The 22521-nt window shown below is 45.4% G+C and carries 20 protein-coding genes; 16 read left to right on the top strand and 4 right to left on the bottom strand.

The features are described 5' to 3' along the window. Positions 1-24 precede the first annotated feature (24 nt). The 10 genes from KTG14_RS09715 to KTG14_RS09670 all read left to right on the top strand — a co-directional run bounded on the left by KTG14_RS09715 (position 25) and on the right by KTG14_RS09670 (position 10586). Positions 25-1389, top strand: a complete 1365-nt coding sequence (locus KTG14_RS09715; RefSeq protein WP_216970745.1) for a YjiH family protein — start codon at positions 25-27, stop codon at positions 1387-1389. 95 nt (positions 1390-1484) lie between these two features. Beyond that, a complete protein-coding gene (galU, locus tag KTG14_RS09710; protein WP_216970744.1) occupies positions 1485-2363 on the top strand; it encodes a UTP--glucose-1-phosphate uridylyltransferase GalU in 879 nt (292 codons plus the stop codon). Positions 2364-2449: 86 nt separating this feature from the next. Continuing rightward, the gene (locus KTG14_RS09705) at positions 2450-2965 is read left to right on the top strand and encodes a hypothetical protein (protein WP_216970743.1); all 516 of its coding nucleotides are present in this window, start codon (positions 2450-2452) and stop codon (positions 2963-2965) included. 379 nt (positions 2966-3344) lie between these two features. Further along, positions 3345-4106, top strand: coding sequence for a hypothetical protein (locus KTG14_RS09700; protein ID WP_216970742.1), 762 nt, complete (start codon positions 3345-3347; stop codon positions 4104-4106). Beyond that, positions 4103-5335: a glycosyltransferase family 2 protein gene (locus tag KTG14_RS09695; protein WP_216970741.1), complete on the top strand. Its 1233-nt coding sequence runs from the start codon at positions 4103-4105 to the stop codon at positions 5333-5335. The genes KTG14_RS09700 and KTG14_RS09695 overlap by 4 nt, the downstream gene beginning before the upstream one ends. Further along, the gene (locus tag KTG14_RS09690) at positions 5332-6354 is read left to right on the top strand and encodes a hypothetical protein (RefSeq protein WP_216970740.1); all 1023 of its coding nucleotides are present in this window, start codon (positions 5332-5334) and stop codon (positions 6352-6354) included. Before KTG14_RS09695 ends, KTG14_RS09690 begins: the two co-directional genes overlap by 4 nt. Before the next feature lie 16 nt (positions 6355-6370). After that, complete coding sequence (locus tag KTG14_RS09685) at positions 6371-8056, top strand: polysaccharide deacetylase family protein (protein WP_216970739.1); 1686 nt, start codon at positions 6371-6373, stop codon at positions 8054-8056. 140 nt (positions 8057-8196) lie between these two features. Beyond that, on the top strand, positions 8197-8907 hold the full coding sequence (locus tag KTG14_RS09680; RefSeq protein WP_216970738.1) for a hypothetical protein: 711 nt from the start codon (positions 8197-8199) through the stop codon (positions 8905-8907). 68 nt (positions 8908-8975) lie between these two features. After that, on the top strand, positions 8976-9878 hold the full coding sequence (locus tag KTG14_RS09675) for a hypothetical protein (protein WP_216970737.1): 903 nt from the start codon (positions 8976-8978) through the stop codon (positions 9876-9878). A 150-nt stretch (positions 9879-10028) separates the two neighbouring features. Further along, on the top strand, positions 10029-10586 hold the full coding sequence (locus KTG14_RS09670; protein WP_216970736.1) for a DUF4126 domain-containing protein: 558 nt from the start codon (positions 10029-10031) through the stop codon (positions 10584-10586). 330 nt (positions 10587-10916) lie between these two features. On the opposite strand, the gene KTG14_RS09665 is transcribed toward KTG14_RS09670, so the two are convergent. Beyond that, entirely contained in the window at positions 10917-12113 is a 1197-nt protein-coding gene (locus tag KTG14_RS09665) for a LysM peptidoglycan-binding domain-containing protein (RefSeq protein ID WP_216970735.1), read from the bottom strand. Between the two features lie 321 nt (positions 12114-12434). Between KTG14_RS09665 and KTG14_RS09660 the strand changes: the two genes are divergently transcribed. After that, positions 12435-12944 carry a GyrI-like domain-containing protein gene (locus KTG14_RS09660; RefSeq protein WP_216970734.1) on the top strand — a complete coding sequence of 170 codons (510 nt, stop codon included), beginning with the start codon at positions 12435-12437 and terminating at the stop codon, positions 12942-12944. 74 nt (positions 12945-13018) lie between these two features. Here the strand turns inward: KTG14_RS09660 and KTG14_RS09655 are convergent, their stop codons facing one another. Next, positions 13019-13462: a competence protein ComK gene (locus tag KTG14_RS09655; protein ID WP_216970733.1), complete on the bottom strand. Its 444-nt coding sequence runs from the start codon at positions 13460-13462 to the stop codon at positions 13019-13021. A 240-nt stretch (positions 13463-13702) separates the two neighbouring features. Here KTG14_RS09655 and KTG14_RS09650 point away from each other — a divergent pair, with 240 nt between their 5' ends. After that, positions 13703-14191, top strand: coding sequence for a sigma-70 family RNA polymerase sigma factor (locus KTG14_RS09650; protein ID WP_216970732.1), 489 nt, complete (start codon positions 13703-13705; stop codon positions 14189-14191). Between the two features lie 68 nt (positions 14192-14259). Further along, a complete protein-coding gene (locus KTG14_RS09645) occupies positions 14260-15528 on the top strand; it encodes a sensor histidine kinase (RefSeq protein WP_216970731.1) in 1269 nt (422 codons plus the stop codon). Positions 15529-15572: 44 nt separating this feature from the next. Here the strand turns inward: KTG14_RS09645 and uvsE are convergent, their stop codons facing one another. Further along, positions 15573-16448, bottom strand: coding sequence for a UV DNA damage repair endonuclease UvsE (gene uvsE / locus KTG14_RS09640; RefSeq protein ID WP_254178088.1), 876 nt, complete (start codon positions 16446-16448; stop codon positions 15573-15575). 94 nt (positions 16449-16542) lie between these two features. On the opposite strand from uvsE, the gene KTG14_RS09635 reads away from it, so the two are divergent. Beyond that, complete coding sequence (locus KTG14_RS09635; RefSeq protein ID WP_216970730.1) at positions 16543-17028, top strand: SRPBCC domain-containing protein; 486 nt, start codon at positions 16543-16545, stop codon at positions 17026-17028. A 153-nt stretch (positions 17029-17181) separates the two neighbouring features. Here the strand turns inward: KTG14_RS09635 and KTG14_RS09630 are convergent, their stop codons facing one another. After that, entirely contained in the window at positions 17182-17940 is a 759-nt protein-coding gene (locus tag KTG14_RS09630) for an NRDE family protein (protein ID WP_216970729.1), read from the bottom strand. A gap of 685 nt (positions 17941-18625) precedes the next feature. Here KTG14_RS09630 and KTG14_RS09625 point away from each other — a divergent pair. After that, positions 18626-21775, top strand: coding sequence for an ATP-binding protein (locus KTG14_RS09625; protein ID WP_216970728.1), 3150 nt, complete (start codon positions 18626-18628; stop codon positions 21773-21775). A 21-nt stretch (positions 21776-21796) separates the two neighbouring features. Then, positions 21797-22489, top strand: a complete 693-nt coding sequence (locus KTG14_RS09620) for a response regulator transcription factor (protein WP_216970727.1) — start codon at positions 21797-21799, stop codon at positions 22487-22489. Positions 22490-22521 lie beyond the last annotated feature (32 nt).

Below are 22521 nucleotides of genomic sequence, written 5' to 3'. Positions count from 1 at the left end.
ATATACAAAAAGGGGGAAACGTTCATGACCAGCTTTCCAAAAGAGAAACCGGCCTTATCGCCATCTGCCACGTGGAAATTCATCATTCCGTCATTAATCGGTGCTTTATTATTTTTGGTGCCTGTTTCGTATGATGGCCAAATTACAATAGGAGTCGGCATTCTGGCTTCCTTTCTGCTCAGCACATTTGGAGAATGGATTCCAGGATTCATTTTAATTCTTCTCGGGTTCTCTGCGTTCACGGGTTTAGTAGCGACGATCGTAAAGCCTGCCTTTATCCGCAATTCTGAGATGCTGCGACCGATTTTCATTATTGGTCCTATTAGCTTGGCAATCCGTTTTATCGGATTTGCTGTTGGCGTCATGGCGTTTTACGAAATCGGCCCTGAAGCAATCGCTTCGCGCAACACAGGCGGTGTCGTGCTATACGACTTGGCTCCGGTGTTATTGACATGGTTCTTATTTGCTGGCATTCTATTGCCACTGCTTGTTGAATTCGGCTTGATGGAATTCGTCGGGACTTTGCTCAATAAAATCATGCGCCCAGTGTTCACGCTTCCGGGGCGTTCATCGATTGATGCGATGGCGTCTTGGATGGGCGCTGCGCCAGTTGGCGTTCTCGTGACGATGAAACAATACGACGAAGGCTATTACACGAAACGCGAAGCCGCTGTCATCGCGACGACGTTCTCGATCGCCTCTGTCGCGTTCAGCTTAGTCGTCGCAAATGTCATCGGCATTGGCCGTCTGTTCCTGCCGTTTTATCTGGCAGTTTCGGTTGCTTGTCTTGTCGCGGCAGTCATCATGCCCCGCATTCCGCCTTTGTCCCGTAAAACCGATACATACCGGGAAGGTGTCGGAAAACAAATCGACGACAGTGTTCCGGAAAATGTTTCCTTGTTCAAATGGGGTTTTGAAGCGGCACGCTTGAAAGCGAGTCAAGCCGCAAGCGGCAAAAAGCTGGCGCAGTCTGGCATCGGTACAGTCATGGATATCTGGCTAGGGTTGATCCCGCTAGTCATGGCTCTTGGTACGACCGCACTGGCCATTGCGGAATACACGCCAATTTTCCGCATCATCGCCTATCCGCTCATTCCGCTGCTGACGCTTTTAGGATTACCGGAAGCGGCACAAGCTGCGCCGACATTATTGGTTGGATTCGCGGATATGTTCTTGCCGGCAGTGCTTGGCAGCGGCATTGAAAGTGATTTGACGAAATTCGTCATCGCCGGCATATCGCTAACGCAATTAATCTATATGTCGGAAATCGGCATCTTGATCCTGAAATCGAATATTCCAGTGAAGTTCTGGGAACTGGTAATCATTTTCCTTTTGCGTACAGCAATCACTTTGCCGGTCATCGTCTTGTTTGCACATCTTTTCGTTTAAGCAGGGGCCTCCGCCACGACGGAGGCTTTTTTGCTTTTTGGAAACAATGCTATACTCTCAAGTAAACGACTGCATTAAGAAAGGTGAGAAGGCCCATGAAGATTACAAAAGCGATCATCCCCGCGGCAGGGCTTGGTACGCGTTTCTTGCCGGCAACCAAAGCGATGCCGAAAGAAATGCTGCCGATTGTTGATAAGCCAACCATCCAATATATTGTCGAAGAAGCGATTGCATCCGGCATTACAAGCATTATCATCGTCACGGGAAAAGGAAAGCGTGCCATCGAAGACCATTTCGATCATGCTTTTGAGCTTGAGCACAGACTGAAAGAGCAAGGGAAACTCGATATGCTTGACTCAGTTCTTGCCACTTCCGAAGTGGAAATCCATTATATCCGCCAAAAACAGCCCCTTGGATTAGGGCATGCCATTTGGTCGGCTCGGCATTTTATTGGTGATGAACCATTTGCAGTGCTGCTTGGAGATGATATCGTCCAAAACGATCCTCCAGCGCTTCACCAATTAATCGAGCAGTTTGAGAAAACAGACAGCCCGGTCATCGGGGTGAAGGAAGTAAGTGATAGTGAAACGCATCGCTATGGCATCATTGCACCAGCAGAAATCGACGGGGACCTAATGAAAGTCGATCATTTTGTCGAAAAGCCGGAGCCTGGCCGTGCGCCCTCGAACTTTGCCATAATGGGCAGGTATGTGCTGACGCCGGAGATTTTTAGATTGCTGGCTGAACAGGAACCGGGAGCTGGCGGGGAAATCCAATTGACTGATGCCATAGAAAAACTAAATTCAATACGGCCTGTCCAGGCGTTTGCATTCGAAGGAAAGCGCTACGATGTAGGCGAAAAATATGGATTTATCGAAACGACGATTGAATTCGCCTTGCAGCGTCCTGAACTAAAAGCGCAATTACTGGAGCTATTCGAGAAAAAACTAACAGAGGAAAAGGCGGGCCAATAGTTTGTAATAGTGATTGAATTTTCTGATAATAAATGACATACTTAATATACGTTCAACTGAATGGACACTGTAGAGGAGGAGATTCGATGATTACCGAAGATGATATCCACGTCGACTACCGGATCCAGATGCGTCCCGGTACTGAAATCTTTGCTTGTAAAGCCGATTGCACGTTAAAGGGGCAGGAAGAACAGCCGCAAGTCGGGGATGCTCATTTCTATCTGTTTAATCCCCAGCGCAGTTCGCTCGAGTCCTTGGCCATGTATGCAGAGCATATCTCCGAAAACTTGGGAGATGTCTATCGAGACTTGAAGCATATTCCGGATATTAATGATGTCTTCGGCTTGGTGGCGGTGTTTGATGATCTGCAGGTAGCCGAGGAAGAGCGTAACAAAGGGATTGGGGAATCATTCGGACAGAAAATGCTGGAGGAATTGCGGTTTTTGGATGTAGAATTGCTGGTCGTCATCCCAGGTTATTATACAAATACGTCCAAGCAGGATGAAGCATATAACAAGAAAATCAGAACATATTATAGGAAAAATGGATTTAAGCGCTTAAAGAAAAATACAGAAAATCCAGTTATGTATACGTACTTATAGAGAATGTGAAAAGCTGCCGGTTGGCAGCTTTTTTATTATCACGTGAGTTCGAATGTGCTGTTATAAAGTGAAGGACCATTGGTTAATTAAAATTTTCGCTAAAATATTTGGAAAGTGAGGAATGTTTCTTGTATCCGCTTTCATTCGCTTTGTATAAGGTGGTGAGCGTCTTTATTATCACCTGATTTAATATCTGAAAATTTAAATTAAATAAATATATAGGCCTATAAAAATAAAAAATTACAGGATATTAATACTGACAATCCTTTTTATACTAGTTTAAATTATCTTTCTGTAGTAGTATAGGTTTATGATATTTCAATATTTATAATATTGAAATAAATAACGGGTATTTCAACCTATGCGATGGGGTGGCAGAATGAAAAACAATTTAAAGCTCGGAATTTTAATTTTGATGGTGCTTGGGTTCGGTTGGGCGTTATTCTCGCTGGTTCTGCCTTTTTCCACTGAAATGTTGTTGATGGCAGGGCTATCCATCTTGTTCATGGCATTGATTCACGAACGGTTTGTGTTCCTATATGGCATAAGCATCATCTTGAGCTATGGAATTTTCTTGACCATATTTGCCTTTTTCTTCACGCAACGGCCAGAATTGGAAATCATGTATGTTTATAGCCACTTGTTGTTTACGGGCTTTATCCTGTCCTTTTGGTTGTTGTTGAATCAAATCAAACAGATTGGCTACGAGGCCAGCGAACTGCGCCGCCAAGTTCAGCTTCTCCAGAAGTATCACGGAGAAACAGATATCCTGACGGTCAACGAGTTTACTGAACAGGCGCAATGGGTGCTGAAGACAACTGAACGACGCCAGGAAGAAGCCTGGTTCGTCGAAATCACAATCGATACGAAAAATAAGCGCACTCAACAGAATATTAAAGAATCATTGGAGCGGGCGACTTTGTCGACGATCCGCCAGAAGTTCGATTTGGCGACTTCGACTGGGCAATCGATTTACTTGCTGTTGAAGGATATTGACGAAGAAGGGGTCCGTCTTATGCTCGAGCGCTACCGGGATAAAGTGAAGCAGGAATTGAACTTGCTGGATTCACCATATAAAGTCAGAAAGGAGCAGGTGTCCAATTTGAATGAATTATCACGTGCTTTAGGTAAAGCCATATGAATATACTCATCACCGCCACAGTTGTTTTGTTTTGGATTTTGCTGCTGTTTTATTCCGCGGTGACAATCGGCGGTGTCTGGTACCGGCTGCAGTTCCGTAATCCACCGAAGATTGAACGTTATCCGAGCGTGGCCGTGTTGATCCCTGCACATAATGAAGAAATCGTCATTGAAAATACATTGCGCGCCATGGCACGGTTGAAATATGAAGGCAAGCTTGATGTCTATCTATTGGATGACAGCTCCAAAGATGGGACTGCCGCAATCGTCCAGGAATTTGCGGAGGTATTCTCACGCATTCACTATATCCCTGTACCACCTGGGCATCCAAAGGGAAAATCGAGGGTCTTGAACTATGGCTTGAGCATAACGAATTCAGATTATTTTGTTGTTTATGATGCCGATAACGAACCCGAACCGGATGCGTTGGAGAAATTGGTCCAGGCAGCAGAAACGGTACCGAACGCTGCCGGAGCTGTCGGCTATGTCAAAACGAAAAACGTCGATACGAATGTATTGACCCGTATGATCGCGCTCGAATTTCAAGTATTCCAGTTGCTTATGCAATGCGGTCGCTGGGCACTTTTCAGACTGGGCTCTCTCGCAGGAACGAACATGCTTCTGCGCCGTTCAGTGATCGAGAAGTTGGGAGGCTATGACGTCTATGCCTTGGCGGAAGATGCTGAACTGACGGTCCGCTTGACGGCTGCCGGCTATGTGCTCCCGGTCATTCCAACCTCACGCACATGGGAGCAGGAGCCCGAAACGCTTAAAGCTTTCATCAAGCAACGGACACGTTGGCTGACCGGCAATTTGTATTTGCTGGAGAAATCAATGAAGGATTGGTCACATTGGAAAGGCAGAACGTTTGTGCTCAGTTTGCAGCATCTCTTTACGTATCTGATTTTTGTACTTATGCTGCTGATTTCGGACATCTTCTTTATCTTGAGCATTTCAGGGGTTGATATCCCGAACATTGGTGCACCGCTCATGATGCTTTGGTTTATGACCTATATCGTCTATACCGCACAGCTTTTGAGTGCGCTTGTCATCGACCGGAATGTCTCACTGACCAATGTGCTATATGTGCTGATCATGTATTTCACGTACGCCCAATTGTTCATCTTATTGCTGATTCGCAGTGTTGCGACTTATACATGGAGCAAATTGCGTAAAAAAACGATCGCCTGGGACAAAACCCAGCGCTTCAAAGGGAGAGTGGATTCATGAGGAAATGGCTCTTGCCGATGGTAGCGGTGGCAATACTCGCTGCCTGCAGCGAGGAAGCAAGCGATCCATCGCCTCAACCTGATGAACAACAGACGCCTGAGGAACAAGAACAGCCAGTGGAGCGAAAAGCGGTGCCGGAAGATTTTGCTGAATCATATTTTGATGAAAATGGATTTATACATGCGTATCCATCGGCGCCCGATTCGCAATATTTGTCCGAGAGCATCGGTTTGTATATGGAATATTTGGTCATGATGGAAGATGAAGAGAAATTCGCAGAGCAATACGAAAATCTCTTGGATGAATTTGTAGTGGAAGAAGGAGAAAATTTCTTCATCAATTGGTTGATTTTTGAGGATGCAACGGTCAATGCGTTGATTGATGATATCCGGATTGCGGCTGCGCTCAGGCAGGCGGACCAATTATTTGGCCAGCCAGAGTATTCGGAAACCGCGGATCAGATTATCGAGACCATTTCCCGAGTCCAGACAAATAATGAATACACCGTTGATTATTATGACTGGGAAGTGAACTACCCTGCGCAGCGGGTGACCCTCAGCTATTTGATCGCTAATGTCCCTGAAGACATGAAAGCCGACCAATTGCTTGAAAATGTCAATGCGGACGAAGTGTTTTTCCCGGAGTATTTTGATGTGGCGGATGAAAGGTATGTTGAAAATGAAGTCGTCCATATGATTGACCAATTGCTTATTGCGATCAATCGGGAACGCATCGGCTTGTCTTCAAATGTTTTCGAAGAATGGTTGAAAACCGAGTGGGAAGAAGAAGGCCGTTTGTATGGCAGGTACGACCGAGAGACGCAAAATCCAACAGTTACGTACGAATCTCTAGCGATGTATTTCTACATGAATGAATACTTTCTGGCAATCGATGAACAAGAGCGGGCAGATGAAGTGAAAGCCCGTGCAACGGAAATGGTCGATGCAAATTCCGACGGAGAAACACACTTTTTTGACTTTATTCATTATCATCTTATGATTGAAGATGAGGCGAAGTAGGAAAGGGGCGCTGTTGATGAAGAAAATGATATCGTTCATATTGCTGCTCACCTTCTTGGCCGCAAGCCCAGTGCAAATGGCTGCAGCTGATGAATCGTCTCGCGAAGAACCGAAAGTGCTGATTTTGTATCATGCAGAAGAACAAACTCAAAAAGAAGAAGTGCCGATTTTGGATATGCTCGTCGGGCATTTCAGTTCGGATATCACCATACAATCCATTGAAGATGCTGCAGCTGAATACGTCAAAGGCGATTATACACATGTCATTTATTTTGGGCTCGGGAAACGGCAGTTGACGGAAGAGGAATTATTCGTTGTCGACCAATACGATGATGTCAAGAAAATGTTTATCGGGAACTATTTTGAGTATTTCAAGGAAGCTCCAGACCTTCGAATCAATGACTACCGGACGATTGACGGTGTAATCGGAGATGGCAAAGTGTTCGATTTGAAAGAAGAGAAAGATATGCTGCTCATTGACGGTATCGAGCAAATGGAGGTTTTATATGAAGGGCAAGCGTCTGATGGATCGTATCCGCTGGTCTTTAAAAACGACAATTTATATTACGTCGCTGCCAACTCAATCACGGGAAGGCTAAGTGACATTATCGGCGAATCGCTTTTTGACTTTTTTAACGAAGAGAAATCCCAGCCGAAAAAACTAATCAGGCTGGAAGACATTCATCCGAAGAGTGATCCGGTTCTCGTCAAACAAATAGGCGATTACTTAGCAGAACGGAATATTCCGTATGCCGTGACAGTTATCCCGGTTTACACGAATCCCGAAACTGGCCAACAAATCTATCTGTCCCAAGCGATTGAACTGGTGGAAGTCCTAAAGGAGATGCAGAACAATGGCGCCAGCATAATCCAGCATGGTTATCTTCACCAATATCGTGAAGATGAGACGGGTGAAGGCTTCGAATATTGGGATGTCGAGAATGATCGGCCGATTTACCAGTCAAAAGAAGACGAAGTGAAACTTCGCGAAGATTTCGCTTCCGATGAAGAATATCAAGATTTCATCCAAAATGTTGGCCTGCCTTACGAACAAACCCATATTTACGATTCTGTTGTCAATGGGGTCTATGAAATGACAGCGGAAGGATTGTATCCAATTGCTTTTGAAGCACCCCATTATTCCATGTCGCAAACCGGTTATAAAGAACTGGCCAAGTATTTCACAACTTATGTTGGGCAGATTCAAATTTCCGATCGCACTTATGACGGAACTTTCTCTCCCCTCTATGTTTCAACGCCAGCAGGTCTTCGTGGGATGAAGGTGATTCCAGAAACACTAGGGTATGTTAATCCTAAAAAAAGTAGATCTATTGATCGAATGATTCATAAAGCGGATTATGTTTCTCAGTTCAGCGATAGCTACCTGGCTTTTTTCTACCATCCGTATCTAGGAATCGATAAATTCGATGAATTGATGACCAAGTTGGAAAAGTACGATCAATACGAATGGGTCGATTTAAAAGAGATGGACCATAAAACCGAAGTAGATGGCATGGTGGTAGAAACTGGAGAGGACGATATTAACGTTTCGCGCCCGATGAGCGTGCTTGTTGAACAAACGACAAGAGATCTCTGGTGGGTTTCTTTACCGCTTGTTATCTTTGTCATTATCGCTATAACAGCTGTTGCGCGGAAATTCCGCAGACGCAAAACGGACAGCGAGTTCTGGGAGAAGCAATGAGTTAGTCTAGATAAAAAAATGGGGCAGAGAATTTCTCTGCCCCATAGTTTTTTTGTGCTAGCTAGTGTAAGATAATTTTGGTAATGAAACTCAATATCTTTTTGAGTTTTTACCAATTATTTTACGAGGAAGATAATAAAATGAATGAATTTAAATTTTTACCATTTTTTATATGTACAGCATTATTTTCTGTCATCGCTTTGCTTTATTTTCGTGGGCCTTTCTATGAATATGCAGTAGCGGCTGCTTTCGTTTCCGTTCCGTTCATCTTATTATTACCGAGAAAATGGCTGTCAGCCTTGCTATTTCTAATCTTGATTGCAGCGATTGGGACGGCATTTCAAGCTCCTGCTGCTTCTCTTGGTTCGGTTGGAAATTATTTCCTTTTATCGGTCTTTCAATGTTCGCTATGGGCCGTTTCTGAGCAAGTTAAATTGCTGGAAGAAGAGACAGTGCGCTTGGAAGAACAACGACTGTCTCTATTGCAAAAAGATGGCGAACTGCGGGCGTTGGAGTTGCAAGAATTCGTCGAGCAGGCTTTGTGGATGCTGAAAACAGGAAAGCGCAGAGAACGCGCGTGGTTGATGGAAGTGACGCCTTTTGTCAATTGCCCCATTAAGACATCGGAATTGGAGAAGGCGGCACTGCAGTCGATTGTTCGGGAACGTGATCTTGTAACGAGCCGAAAAGGCGCGGTTTATGTATTGGTCAAGGAAACAGAAGAGGATTCGATTCAGCCTTTATTAAAGCGAATTGAGCAAGTAATGGGGGCAAAGAGTGAACCTGCATCATACGAAGTCAAAAAAACAGCGATTACTACAGTCGGTGAAATGGGGAGTTTGCTCAGTTGAAGCGATTAAAAAGAAGTATATTATTCATGTTTGTGTTTTTGGGAAGCTTGGCGACAGGAGGATGTGAGATGGCCAACGGGCAAGGAGTGACAGTTCAAGAAACGGTTGACTCTCATTATGTGAATAGTGAAGGGATCATCCATGCCTACCCGGACAATCGGGAATCTGAATATTTATCGGAAAGCCTCGGTTTGTATTTGGAGTATTTGCTTCAAGTGGAAGATGAAAAAAACTTTGCGAAGCAGGCGGCGATATTGAAAGACCGTTTCTTAATCGAAATAGATGGTCAGGTATTTATCCCTTGGCGTCTATATGAGGAAGCAAATGTAAATGCATTGATCGATGATGTGCGCATCGCATCGGCTTTAAAAGGTGCGGCAGAACAGTTTGCGGAACCAGGCTATATAGAACTTTCCCAGCAAATTTTATCTGCAATTGAAGACCGCCAGTATCAGGGCGGTATAGCCGTGGATTATTATGATTGGTCTTATCAGCTTGCTGGAAATCGGCTTACACTCAGCTACCTCATTGACGAAATGACAGTGCTTCCCGAGTCGTTCGTTATGTTGGGCATGGAGGAAAACAAAATTTTTTTCCCTGAGTATTACGACTTTGATGAAAAACGATATGTGAAAAATGACGAAGTCCATATGATCGACCAGTTATTGATTGCGGTCAACCGTTTTGATCAAGGCCACCAATCCTCCGAATTCGAGAACTGGCTCGTTGAAGAATGGATTAATCAAGGCCAAGTGGCCGGGCGATACGATCGAGAAACAGGAAACCCCACGGTCGATTACGAGTCATTGGCGGTCTATTACTACTTATGGCAGTATTTCGAGCGAATCGATCAAAAAGAATTTGCGAAACAGGTAGTTCAGCGTGCGGAGTCATTGGCAGGAGAAGAATTGCCAGGCGATCTGCATTTCTTTGACTTTATCCATTATCAAATGATGATGGATAAACAATAATCGAGCTGTTTCGATGAAAGGGTGAAAAAGGGAGTTCCTTTTTTCACCCTTTTACAATGCTGTGGGCCAGGGCGTTTTTAGTGCATGCAGTTAGTTTAGTTCATAGAAGGGTATGGAATCGGTAAATACAAGATTTCAGGAGGTGAGGGAATGGAGATGGTGATAGCGGCTTTTATCGGCCTGGCGTTGAGCGCGACGGTCGGCTTCCGTATTTTCACCCCATTGTTGATAACAGGGATTTTTGAACGGGTCGATTGGATCACTTTGTCGGAAGGATTCAGTTGGGTCGGCAGCACACCCGCGCTTATTGCGTTTGGAGCAGCCACGATATTCGAAATTCTGGTCAATTATATTCCGGCAGTCGGTTCATTTATGAAATTGATTTCCACGCCGGTCGCGGCACTTGCGGGAATATTGTTGACGGCATCATTTATCGGGGATATGAACCCGTTTCTGGAATGGACCATCGCGATTATCGGGGGCGGCGGTGTAGCTACAGCTTCTCATGCTACTTTGACAGCGGTGAAAGGGGTCAGCGATACAGCGTTGATGGGTCCGGCTGTCTCGGTTGCAGAAGATGCCACCGCCACCATTGCGCCGATTTTGATTTTCTTTGTGCCGATGCTCGCCATTGTTTTTTTAATAGGAATGGCGATTGTTATTTTTCGTTTGTATAAACGATTTCTGTATAGGAAAACCCCGGTTTGATTCACTAGATAAAGAAATACAAAAAGCCATCCGAGGATGGCTTTTTCTCAGAGTGTTGAATAAGTATAGAATCCACTAAAAACCACGAGAAGTAGATGCTTTTTTACAACCTAAAAACTAGTGGACTGTATAAGTATTTGGAGAAGCGTTCGCTCGACTCCTGTGGGACTAGCGGGTTTGAGAGACCCCGCAGGTCGCGATAGCGGCTGAGGAGGCTCGATTCCCGCCCCACGGAAAGCGAGCGATAAGCTTTGGAAAATACGACTTCTTACCTTTCTCGACAGCCTGACAAAAAGCCATCCGAGGATGGCTTTTTCTTTATGTCCACTGTCAACGAGGGATAATCAGCACTTGGCCGACTCGAATGGAATTAACGTTGGTGATGCTATTCGCTTTGGCAATCGCAGTGACAGTTGTATTGTATTTTTTTGCAATGCTGTAAAGTGTATCTCCCGCTTTCACCGTATACTTGACAGTGGTCACTGGTGGTGGTGCTTGTTTGACTGGGATGATCAAGACTTGTCCAATGCTGATGAGATTGGTGTTGGTGATTTTATTAGTTGATGCAATGGCTGCCACGGTCGTATTGTATTTGCTGGCGATGCTATAAAGTGTATCTCCGGCTTTTACTGTGTACTTGACCGTAGTTGCTGGTGGCGGTGTCGGGGTGGTTGTGCCTGGAATCACTAAGACTTGGCCGACACGTATTAAGTTGTAATTGGTGATGTTATTGGCTTTCGCAAGCGCGGCAACAGTGACGTTATATTTTTTGGCGATGCCATAAAGTGTGTCGCCCGCTTTAACGGTATAAGTCGCTCCTCCCCCGGTTGATGGCAATTTCAATAGCTCGGAAATGGTGACAAATTTATAGCCTTTTGCTTTCAATTTGCTGATCATGCCAGGCAATGCACCAGGTGTTCCGGAAGCTCCGGCGCCAGTGTGCATCAAAACGATGGATCCCGGTACGATATTGTTGACGACTTTATTGGTGATTTCTGTTGAAGATAGGCCTCTCCAGTCGATGGTGTCGATATTCCATTGGATAGTATGCGTGTAACCCGCATCCCCGACTCCTTTCAATACAGTTGCATTGGATGCGCCGAATGGGGCTCGGAAAATAGGTTTCGTCGATTTGCCTGTGACGTTTTTATAAGCTGTTTCCGTCCGGGCAAGCTCACTTTGCATGGCAGCAATGCTGATTTTTGTGAAATCCGGATGCGAATAGGAATGGTTGCCGACTTGATGTCCTGCATTGGCGATATTGCGAATCCAGCTTGGGTGATGGTTGATGCCGGAACCAGTTAGAAAGAAGGTAGCTTTAATATTATTGGTTTTCAGGGTGCCAAGTATTTTATTGATATTCGTTCCATCGGATCCATCATCAAAAGTTAAGGCGACTACTTTGCTCGTCGTATTGCCTTTTGTGATATAAGTTGAGGCTGCGGCATCGGCCTGGCCTGTGAACGATAGCAGTGAAAAGAGCAATAATACCGTGATTGCTAGCAATTTGCTCCATCTAAATAACATTCTGCTCACCTCTTATTTGATTTAGCCGACTGACGGCTTATGTATCTGGAAAAGATTTGTATGTCTCAGGGCTCATGAAGATTTTAAAAGCTTTAAATGATTCATTTTCATAGTCTTATTATATCACATTATCATACAAAAACTATCTTAATTACTGAAAATTCTGTTAATATTGAATAGGATATAATAAATCTTTCCTAAGTAATGAAAGCTTCCAGGCAAACTGAAAAATAACAGCTGAGTTAGTGGAATGCCGCTTGGACTGAAAAAGTCTCACTGCGGGTATGGAGAAGCAAATGATGGAACGGAAGGAGCTTGTACATGCGTTATATAAATGAACCGAACATTGAGACGCGCGGAGAACAGCCATATGTCGGCATTCAAGACAGGGTTTCAAGCCATATTGGAAAAACGACTGAGCTAGCGGCTGAAGTGTTGATGTGGTTGAGTGCGCATAATGAATCGCCTGCGGGGCTGCCGTTTATCCGCTTCTGGTGCCTGGATGACAATGACCAGCGGCTGATCGAAGTTGGCATTCCCACAAAAAAGCTGCTGGCTGAAGATCAACGCATTCTATCCGGGTATTTGCCGGGCGGGGATTTCGCCCACGCTATTCACCATGGACCCGCGAAAGAACTTTGGGCGTCTACAGATGAACTGGCGGGCTGGCTGGAAAGGGAAGGGCTTTCGGCGGCACTGCGTTACGAAGCTGAAACAAAGATATGGGATGGACATATGGCATTTTTTGTTACCGACCCGCTAGAAAAAGAAAGGCAGGATGACTGGGCGATTGAGTTGTTTATTTTGCTGCTTGCTGATCATGCCGCATAAAAAAGAAGCCATGCTATTTGCCGGAATATGCCGGCAGGAGGCATGGCTTCTTTATGAGGCAGGTGATGGGGCCATTATCGGTAAAAAATCATTTCGTGCAGTCGTTTCCGCTGCTTAGATAAATTATGGATTGAGTCATCGACTTCTTTGGCGATTCCGAAGTGTTCGTAAATAATGCGTGTCTTGGTGGGAGAAATCGGCTCAAGTGAGTAATGGTGATTGAAGATCCATACGCACCCCAACTGGGAAGGTGGCTGAGTTGGGTAGGCGGCAAGGCCGCAATTTGAGAATAAAATGATGTTTTGTTCGTGTGCTTTAAGGTTGTGGCGTGTAGCTTTCATGCGACCACCGTTAGGAAAAGCGAACAGCATGGAAGCTTTATCGATTAAAGTTAACGGCGGGTCGGGTGAAAAGAAGACGCCATATGTAGTCGTGATGCGCGAACGCCTTCCTGCCTCGAACCATGATTCGAGGAATAAGACATCCCGATCAATCCGCAAATCGCGGCAATCATCCATTCCGTCCCTCTCCTTTTTGCATTTTATGAAAATCGTATCATTTCTTATTTAATGAATCAATAATAATGTACAGATAATTGTAATAATTATGGTAATTAACAAAATCATAAGTATCTTAAAATGGTTTTATTATCCAAATTAAAAAGCATTATTGTTTATATTCTAATCTGGACTAAAAAAGGAAGCTTTCATAAGCTGTATTCACCCGGGAATAAACAGGATGTCCAGAAGGAAAAGAAGATGGAAGCTTTTACGGAAGTGGCTGAACAGTACGCACCGATGATCTCCGCGCTTATCCGCAAATTGAATATTTATACCGATTATGACGCATTCCGCCAGCTTGGGTTTATCGCGCTGTGGCAAGCGTGGGAAAAACACGATCCGGAAATCGGCCATTTTGCGCCGTTTGCCTATCGCAGCATCAAAGGTGCCATGAAAGATGAATTGACAAGGCGTCAAAGAGGAGGCAAGAAGGTCAAGAATTCCGATTTATTCCTTGAAGAAGAAGAAGCGGTGGAGTGGGTGGCTGAAAAGTTGCCGGATTGGCTGGATGCGGCCTGCTTAAGCACGAAAGAACGGCGGCTGCTCCAGGAGATGTATATAGATGGCTACAGCCTGATAGAATTGCAAAAGCATTATGGCGTCACATTATCCGGCATGAAGAAGCGGAGGGAGCGGACCTTGACGAAAATACGGGCGGCAATTCACCATCCGTATAAAAATCATTAAAAATAGTTGGAAGAAGAGGAGGAGTTATCGGTATAATAGTAATCTGAAACGGCAAAGGAGGCGCGCCTATGGAAGCGATGATGACGGGTATGATCAATAACATTTTCTTCATCATTTTTCCGATCATCCTTTACCAGATGTTCGCGACAGCTGGGCAGCGAAACTTCTTCGTCAGCCATCGGATTACCATGACAATCATGTTTTCCATCTCCATCGTTCTGTGTATGGTGTTTCCGTACCAATTTCTCACAGAAGATTATATATTCGATCTCCGGCAAGTGCCGATGATTGTCGGCGCATTGTACGGAGGCCCTGTGGTCAGTGCGGTGCTGTTCATTGTATCAGCTTTAGGCCGCATGGCCATTGGCGGCGACGGCATGTACATCGCCATATTGAACCAGTTGCTAGTGGCAGCAGGCGTGCCTTTTCTTGGGCCGCTTTACCGGAAAGTCAATCGCTGGTGGAAAGCCGTGCTCGTTTTCTCTATTTCGATTGTGTCGCTGTTATTCAATATGTTTGCAGGATATTTTTTCTTCGGAGATCCGATCCACAACTTGATTGGAATTTGGCTCATGCTCATGCTCAATCAAGGCGGTATCATCATATTGACTGCTCTGCTCATCGAACATTTGCAAAAACAGGAGTATTTATATAATTCGCTTATGCGCCATGAAAAGATGGAGACGGTTAGCCATTTCGCTGCGGCCGTCTCCCATGAATTGCGCAATCCGTTACAAAGCGTAAAGGGGTTTGTCCAGTTGCTTCAGGAATATGAATACCCGCGAGAGAAACAATTGGAGTTTCAACAGACGATTATAGAAGAAATCAAAGTAGCCGAAGACTTGATTGACGACTACTTGATCTATGCAAAACCGGTTTATGGCGAAATGAAGCACATCGAAGTGGGATCTGAATTATCCCATGTCATCAAAATCATGACACCTTATGCCAATGCCAGGAATGTTGAAATTTTTGTACAGGGTGCTGATGCAGCCAGCCCGATTTTGGGCGATTCCCAAAAGCTTCATCAGGCTCTGGTAAACATTATTCGAAACGGCATGGAAGCGATGCCAGAAGGCGGAAAGTTGCAGGTCGAGCTTGAAACTTCTGGTCATACGGTTTGTGTGCATATCCAGGACGAAGGGGTGGGCATGACAAAAGATCAGGTCAAGCGACTTGGGGAACCCTATTTCTCCAATAAGTCGAAAGGAACTGGGCTTGGGCTCATGGTAACTTACAGCATACTCAACCAAATGGGCGGGGAAATTACCGTCGAATCGGAAGTTGGAAAAGGCACTAAATTCACATTGGAATTCCCGAAACTGCCGAATAAATAAAAAACCGCCTGGATGGCCGATTGACGGCTACCCAAGCGGTTTTTCTATTGGTTTTGGAGTTTATGGAGGAATGGCAAGACTGCTTGTTCTTTTAGCTTTGCCTCAAACATGATGTCGACTTCGTAGCCTTTCACGAGCTTCAGCAATTCAGTGAAATCCTCTTCTGAAATCAGGTCGTGATGGCGCAGGTCGGTAAATCCTTCACGCCCAGTACTGATGTGAACTTTTGGGCGGCCATATCCTTCCCAAGTAGCCAGAATTTCCGAGAAATCAACCGGCTCCCCGTCATTATTGCAATTGTGATGGTGGATGTCGAAACAAATCGGCACATGGCATATGGCGTGCACATCGAGCACATCGCGCAGTGTAAATGTTTTGTCGTCGTTTTCAAGCCGTAGCCGCTGCCGAATACTATCAGATAACCTCAAATAGTTTTCTGCGAAACGCTGTTTGGCGGTTTCTTTATCACCATATGCGCCGCCTGTGTGAAGGATGATATCTGTTCCCCCAAGCAATTGAATCAATTTGTCGTGATATTCAAGATCCTCGATCGATTTCCGGACTACTTCGGGTTTAGGTGAATTCAATACCGTATATTGCCCGGGATGAACAGACACACGGATTCCATGCTTGTTTACCAACCGACGGATCTCTCCAGCTATAGCCAGAAAATCTTCATCTTCCCACCATCGCCAATCATTGATTGGATGTGTTGACAACGGGATAATGGAACTGGAGGCACGGTAAAAAAGAATGCCTTGCTCCAAATTCCAGCGAATGACTTCTAAAGTAGTTTCCATATTTTGTATTGTCAATTCTTTAATCTTTTCGACGCCTTCTTTTTCAGCTGTGGCTAGACGCAATGTGCGAAAAACCGTTTTCAGCTCGGTGTTCATGCATGCATATCCTAATCTCATCATTTTCAGCTCCTCCCGCACAATATACCCGATTTACGTAGAAAACACACGGAACTTGGGTATACTATTGGTAAAGACGAGTGGAGGAGGAATTTCAATGACAGCAGAAATCACCAAAAATCCTACCGGCTACAACGCTACATTCAACAGATATTTCGATCATTCCCCTGAGCGAGTATGGGCGATGCTGACAGAGAATCACAAAATCCATCGCTGGTTTTCAGGTCTTCAAGTAGAGAAAGAAGGCGAAGCTGGCCATTTGACGCTGGACATGGGTCATGGGAAAAAGAAAGAGTTGCCCATCACTGACTATAAAAAAGGCGCGGTTCTAGCTTTTGAATGGGGAGACGACCATGTGCGTTTTGAACTCGGCGCAGATGGCCAGGGGACGAGAGTGAAAATGATCGAGACCTTGCCGGAGATTACGGGCGAAACCCCAAAAGACGTAGCGGGTTGGCACGTGGCTATGGATATTATGGAAGCGATTTTGGATGGCCGCGGAATTGAGCGAACTTCTGAATGGGAAAGATGGTATCCAGAATACAAGCGCTTGTTCGAAAGCATGGGCGTCGATTTTGCATAGAAAGCCGAATGAACCCCAAGCGTGCTGACCGCTTGGGGTTCATTCGGCTTTTTTAGTGGAGGGCCGGTTCCTTGTAGATGACTTAGGTGATGGAATCGACTCTTGGAAAACAGGATGAAAGTGCCGAGATGGATTATTCAGCTAGCTGTTGTTTCAGGAAATTTGGAATTCGTATTTGCGGTCTTCCCGAAACTCGCCATTTTCGTAGCTTCGCTCAGCGAAAGTGACTAGCCCGTCGTGATCGATGAGCAATACCGTGGCTGAGCGTGTGCCATAATCGGGCATTTTGATGAACATTGGCGACAAAGCACGCTCCAAATCCAGGCCAACGCCGGTTTGGGGGAGCAGGTGGTCGGGCGCTTGTTCGGCATCCGCTAGAATTTCAAACAGGCGGTCGAGTTCCAAGTGTTCATTCACCGATACATAGGCCTCGAGTTTTTGTTTTCCACGCTCTACTTTTGGCCAAGGCGTGTTCAGGAAGTGATTGCTTAACCCATGTGTGCCAGGAGAGATTTTTACCGGATCACCGTGAACATTGTTGTAATAATACAGTCCTTCGGCATCACCTGCGATTAAGTTGAATCCAGCATATTCATGGTCATCGATCGCTCGCAAATAGTCTTCCGGAGAGATATGGCCGTCCAAAAATTGTGTGACCAGTTCGCCGCGTGATTTGGCGCTGGCTCCCATGTGTTCGGGATCCCGGTAATTGGTGAGTGCAGCGAAGCGCCCCGATTTATGGACGCCGAGCCAAGTGCCCATCTGGCTCAAATCTCGGCCAGCGAGAATACCTGGCGAATCATCCCAGAAATGAGCAGGCGCAGCGGGGCGTCCGTAAAATTCATCGCGGTTTGCGGCGACGATTAATTTGTAGCGAGGATGCTGCTGGAATTGCAAATTGATTAAGCACATAATAGTCCCTCCTAATTACAGTCCGACCAAGAAATGAACAAAAAACAGTTCAGGTGCATGAAGCTGATTTCATTATAGCGGATATAGATGAACTTGGCTTTTGGAGTGCTTGCAAGCTGAGCTTATGGAATCAAGTGGTTTGATTGTGGCGAGTATGTCGAAAGCGTTGATAGGTAAGCCGTAAAGTTTCTGATGGATTTCATTATTCCTTAGATGCCTGACAAACTGCCGTTATCTTCAGGAATAAGTCACAGTAAAGAAAACAGGGGCGAGTGAATACTCTAATTTTTTTAGATACTTTTGGACTAGTTGAAAAAAACATGCTATTTGTTATAGTGCTAAATATATATTTGAATATTCGGAAATTAAAATGGTTTTCTTTTTCTGTGATAAATGATATAATCCTGTTAAATCAATAAACCTATTTAATATACATAAAATGTATTTATAATAATTTAAATAAATCTTTAGGCTTAGGTATAATGATTATTTCTTGTCTTTGAACTTTTTATCTAATGAGAACTGGTCAAAAAATACGGATTTCTGATAATTTGGAAAAAAGAGGTGCGATGCCATGAGTAAGTTCAACAGGAACATAAGCTCAGCTCTATTCTTTTTCCTCATATGCTGTCTACCATTCTTTGGAGATAACACGAACATATCAGCAGATTCCGGACACCAGCTGTTGCTGGATGATGGAAAAGAAAAAATCGCAGTCGGTAGCTGGCTTTCTGTTTTTGAAGATGAATCAGGTAATTTGCAAATTGCTGATATTCAACAACCACCATATGTTTGGAAGTTCATGCAGGCTGGCAATGCGCCGTTGAACATCGGATTCAGCTCATCGGTTCATTGGTTGATGCTTGAAGTAAAAAACAAGGCACCCGCCGACAAGGAATGGCTTCTCGAACTGGGATCTTCGAGTGTCGATCAAGTGAGTCTTTATACAGCTGATGGCGAGGGAGGATTCACGGTTCAGCAAGCAGGCCAGGAAGTTGAGGCGGAAATCATCCACAGGACGGCAGTTTTCTCGATAGCGCCGCCTCCAGGTGAATCGACTATTTACTGGATGCGCGTTGAATCTTCAGCCCCAATCCAATTGCCGGTAACCGTTTGGGAGCGAGAGGCATTTGAGAGCCAGAATAGGCAGCAGGTCGCGTTTGTCGGTGTGCTTGGTGGGCTTGGGTTAATGTTTTTGTTCTATTATATTCACCGTTTTATTGTAATCCGGCAACGCGCCTACTTGTATTTTGTCATTTATGCCGTTACGGCATTCTTCCTGTTTTCTTCTGCAGCCGGCTTGGGATTGGATGTAATCTGGCCAGAGTTGGATCTGTGGAACGGGAATAGCGTGTTCTTTATAGTCGGGCTGTCAGCTCTGTCGGTGACGCTGCTGACAGAAGGCTTATTGAATACGAAACGCCATCTGCCTGAAACGGACCGCATGATCAAGTCGCTACTCATATTTAATGCGGTGGTTCTGACTACTTTATTTATTTCGCTCGAATGGGCGAGGCTCTTGCTCGTACTGGCACTCAGCTCGACATTGTCTGTTAGCTTGTTATTGGCGGCTTATGGCATGAAAAGGGGATTGGTACATGCCCGTTATTATTCGGTATCTTTAATTTTTTTTTCAATTGCGTCAGCTTTAAACGCCTTTTATGTCACGGGAATTTTACCAATTACGGTGGCAGCACAAGGGTTGATTTTCTTCTTGGGCATCTTTGCGGTCCTGTTCGCTGCATTAGCGCTTCGGGACAAAGAGAAAATCAGGGAGCAGGAAAGGCTCCAGCGCGAGCGAAATTCTATTGAACGGCAGCGTATTGAAATCGAACGGCTCCGGCAAGCTAATGAACGCAAGGACGAATTGCTTGCCATTACTTCCCATAGCTTGCGGACGCCGCTGTATGGAATGATAGGAATTGCAGAGTCTCTTCAAGAATCCGCCTACAGCAAGATGCCCCATTCCGTTATCCAGCAATTGGAGACGATTTCTGGAAGTGGCAAAAAGCTGGCTCGGATGATCAATGAGACATTGGACTTTTCAGGGCCGAAACATCATATGCTGTCTTTGCATCTGGAAAAAGTAAAACTGCCATCCATCGCGAATTCCGTTATCCGTTTATGCACCCCTTTGCTGAAATCGAGCGAAGTCAGCTTAAAGCACATAATCCCAGCTGATTTCCCGGAAGCGATTGCCGATCCGGAGCGGGTACGCCAAGTTCTTTACAATCTTGTGGGGAATGCGGTGGAGCATACGGAAAGCGGCGAAATCATCATTTCTGCAAAAATCATCAAGAAACAGGTCGCCATAACGGTCAAAGATACGGGAAGTGGGATGAAAGAACAGCAGCTGGAGGGCTTATTTGACCCGATTGGCACTTCAACAGCGCCACATCTAGGTATCGGGATGGGCCTGAAAATCACCAAAACGCTGGTGGAAATGCAGGGTGGCTGGTTAAAGGCGGAATCGGCCATTGGCAAAGGGTCTACTTTTACCTTTACGCTGCCACTTACAGAAGAGGAACGGGAACTGGAATCCGTGTCTCCGACAGAAATCAAGGAACTGACGGCTTCGCAGTTGGCAGACTCGCTGATCAAAGAAAAGAACGTCAAAAAAGGCTTGCGCATTCTTGTTGTCGAAGCGGAAGAAGTTAACCGGCTGATGCTGATCCATCAGCTCAAAGGAGAAGGCTATAAAGCAGAAGGGGTTAGCTGCGGCGAAGAAGCACTCGTGCATTTGGAGAATCGGCCAGCGGATTTGGTCATTCTCGACGAAGAGCTTCCGGATATGGCAGGGGACGAATTGTGCCGCCGTATCCGGCTCAATGCGACCTTGACCGAATTGCCGATTTTGATGCTATCCGATAAAGAAGGAGTCAGGGAAAAGACTAATGCGTTCAGTGCAGGGGCCAACGATTATTTAGTGAAACCATGCGATGTCGAAGAATTCCTCATGAGGGTGGAAACGCTCGCAACGCTTCGCAGCATGACACAGGAAATCACCAATTTGAATTTCTTCCTTGAACGCAATGTCAAAGAGCGGACGATGGCTTTGGAAATCACCAATATGAACTTATTGACGGTGAATGACGAAATTCAGGAAGTCGAAAAATCACGCAATGAGATGCTCTCGGCTATTTCACATGAACTAGGTACGCCGATTACCCTGATTCACAGCTATATACAGGCAGTGAAGGAAAGCTTGATTGAAGAGAATAATCCCCGCTACTTGGATATGATCCACAAAAAACTGCTATTACTGGAGCGCTTGACGGAAGATCTGGTGGAGCTGTCGAAATACAAATCCGGTAATATGACACTGCGTTTCGGAGAACTGAAGCTTGATGAATGGCTGGAGCGGATTGCGGCGTCCATGGAGGCGGACCTTGTACAAAGCGGCAGACGTTTCCGTTTTGAAGGTCCGAGCGGAAAAGAAAGTCCTGCAAATTGGCGGCTTTTGGTCGATGTGGACCGCGTCGATCAAGTTTTCTCAAATTTATTATGGAACGCGGTCAAGCATACGTCGCCAGAAGAAGGGCGCATTACCTTGTCTGCATACATCCGGGAAAGCGCAAATGTACTGGATGAAACGGAAGCGGATGGTGAGTTGATCATCCGTGTAGAAGATAATGGATGCGGCATCCAAAAAGAAGCATTGCCGCATATATTCGACCGGTTCTTCAAAATCGATGAATCGATCCATTATAAAGGGAGCGGGCTCGGACTCGCGATTGCCAAGGAAATTATCCAATCGCATAAAGGCGAAATCTGGGCAGAAAGCGAAGAAGGCAAGGGCAGCACATTCATCATTGCCCTGCCCTTGAGATACTAACGACCCATGGGAGGGATTTTCATGAACAGTGCGACTGTTTTGATTGTCGAAGACGAAGATGGCATCCGTGAGTTGATGCGTTTGTTCCTGGTGAAGAAAGGCTATAAAATCATCGAGGCCGAAGATGGCTATGAAGCGATGGATGTGCTGTCGAAAGAAAATCCGGACCTGATCTTGCTGGATATCGAAATGCCTGGCATGAGCGGCTTGGAATTGTGCGAGAAAATCCGGATACGCACCAAGACGCCAATCCTTTTCGTCAGCTATCGAAAAGAACTCGCCTATAAAATCCAAGGGCTGGAAGTCGGCGGCGATGATTACATTACTAAGCCGTTCGATTTCACCGAGCTAGAAGCGCGAGTCCGGGCGATCCTGCGCCGCAACGGCTGGAAGAGTGGGGAGGAGGATAAACTGTCGATTTTGAAATTCGGCGACCTTCACATCCATGTCGATTCACGCGAACTGTATGTGAAAGGCAAACCGGTAAAACTCTACCATAAAGAATTTCAGTTATTGCTCTTGATGGCCAAGACACCGAACCGCGTCTGGACGGCCGAGCAATTATACGACCAAGTATGGGGCTATTATTCGGAAGGCGATGTCCAAACCGTCAAGGTCCACATCAGCAATCTGCGTAGGAAAGTGGAAAGTGATCCGGCCACCCCGCGCTATATTCAAACTGTCCGGGGGTTCGGTTATAAATTTATGAATTGAAAATGGAAAAACCGATCGTTTTTGCCAAGCAG

Origin of the sequence: Planococcus sp. CP5-4_YE, from assembly GCF_019042655.1 — a bacterium.
Lineage (GTDB): Bacteria > Bacillota > Bacilli > Bacillales_A > Planococcaceae > Planococcus.
The sequence above is the reverse complement of the archived record's forward strand: the minus strand, read 5'-3'. Positions and strand labels throughout refer to the sequence as shown.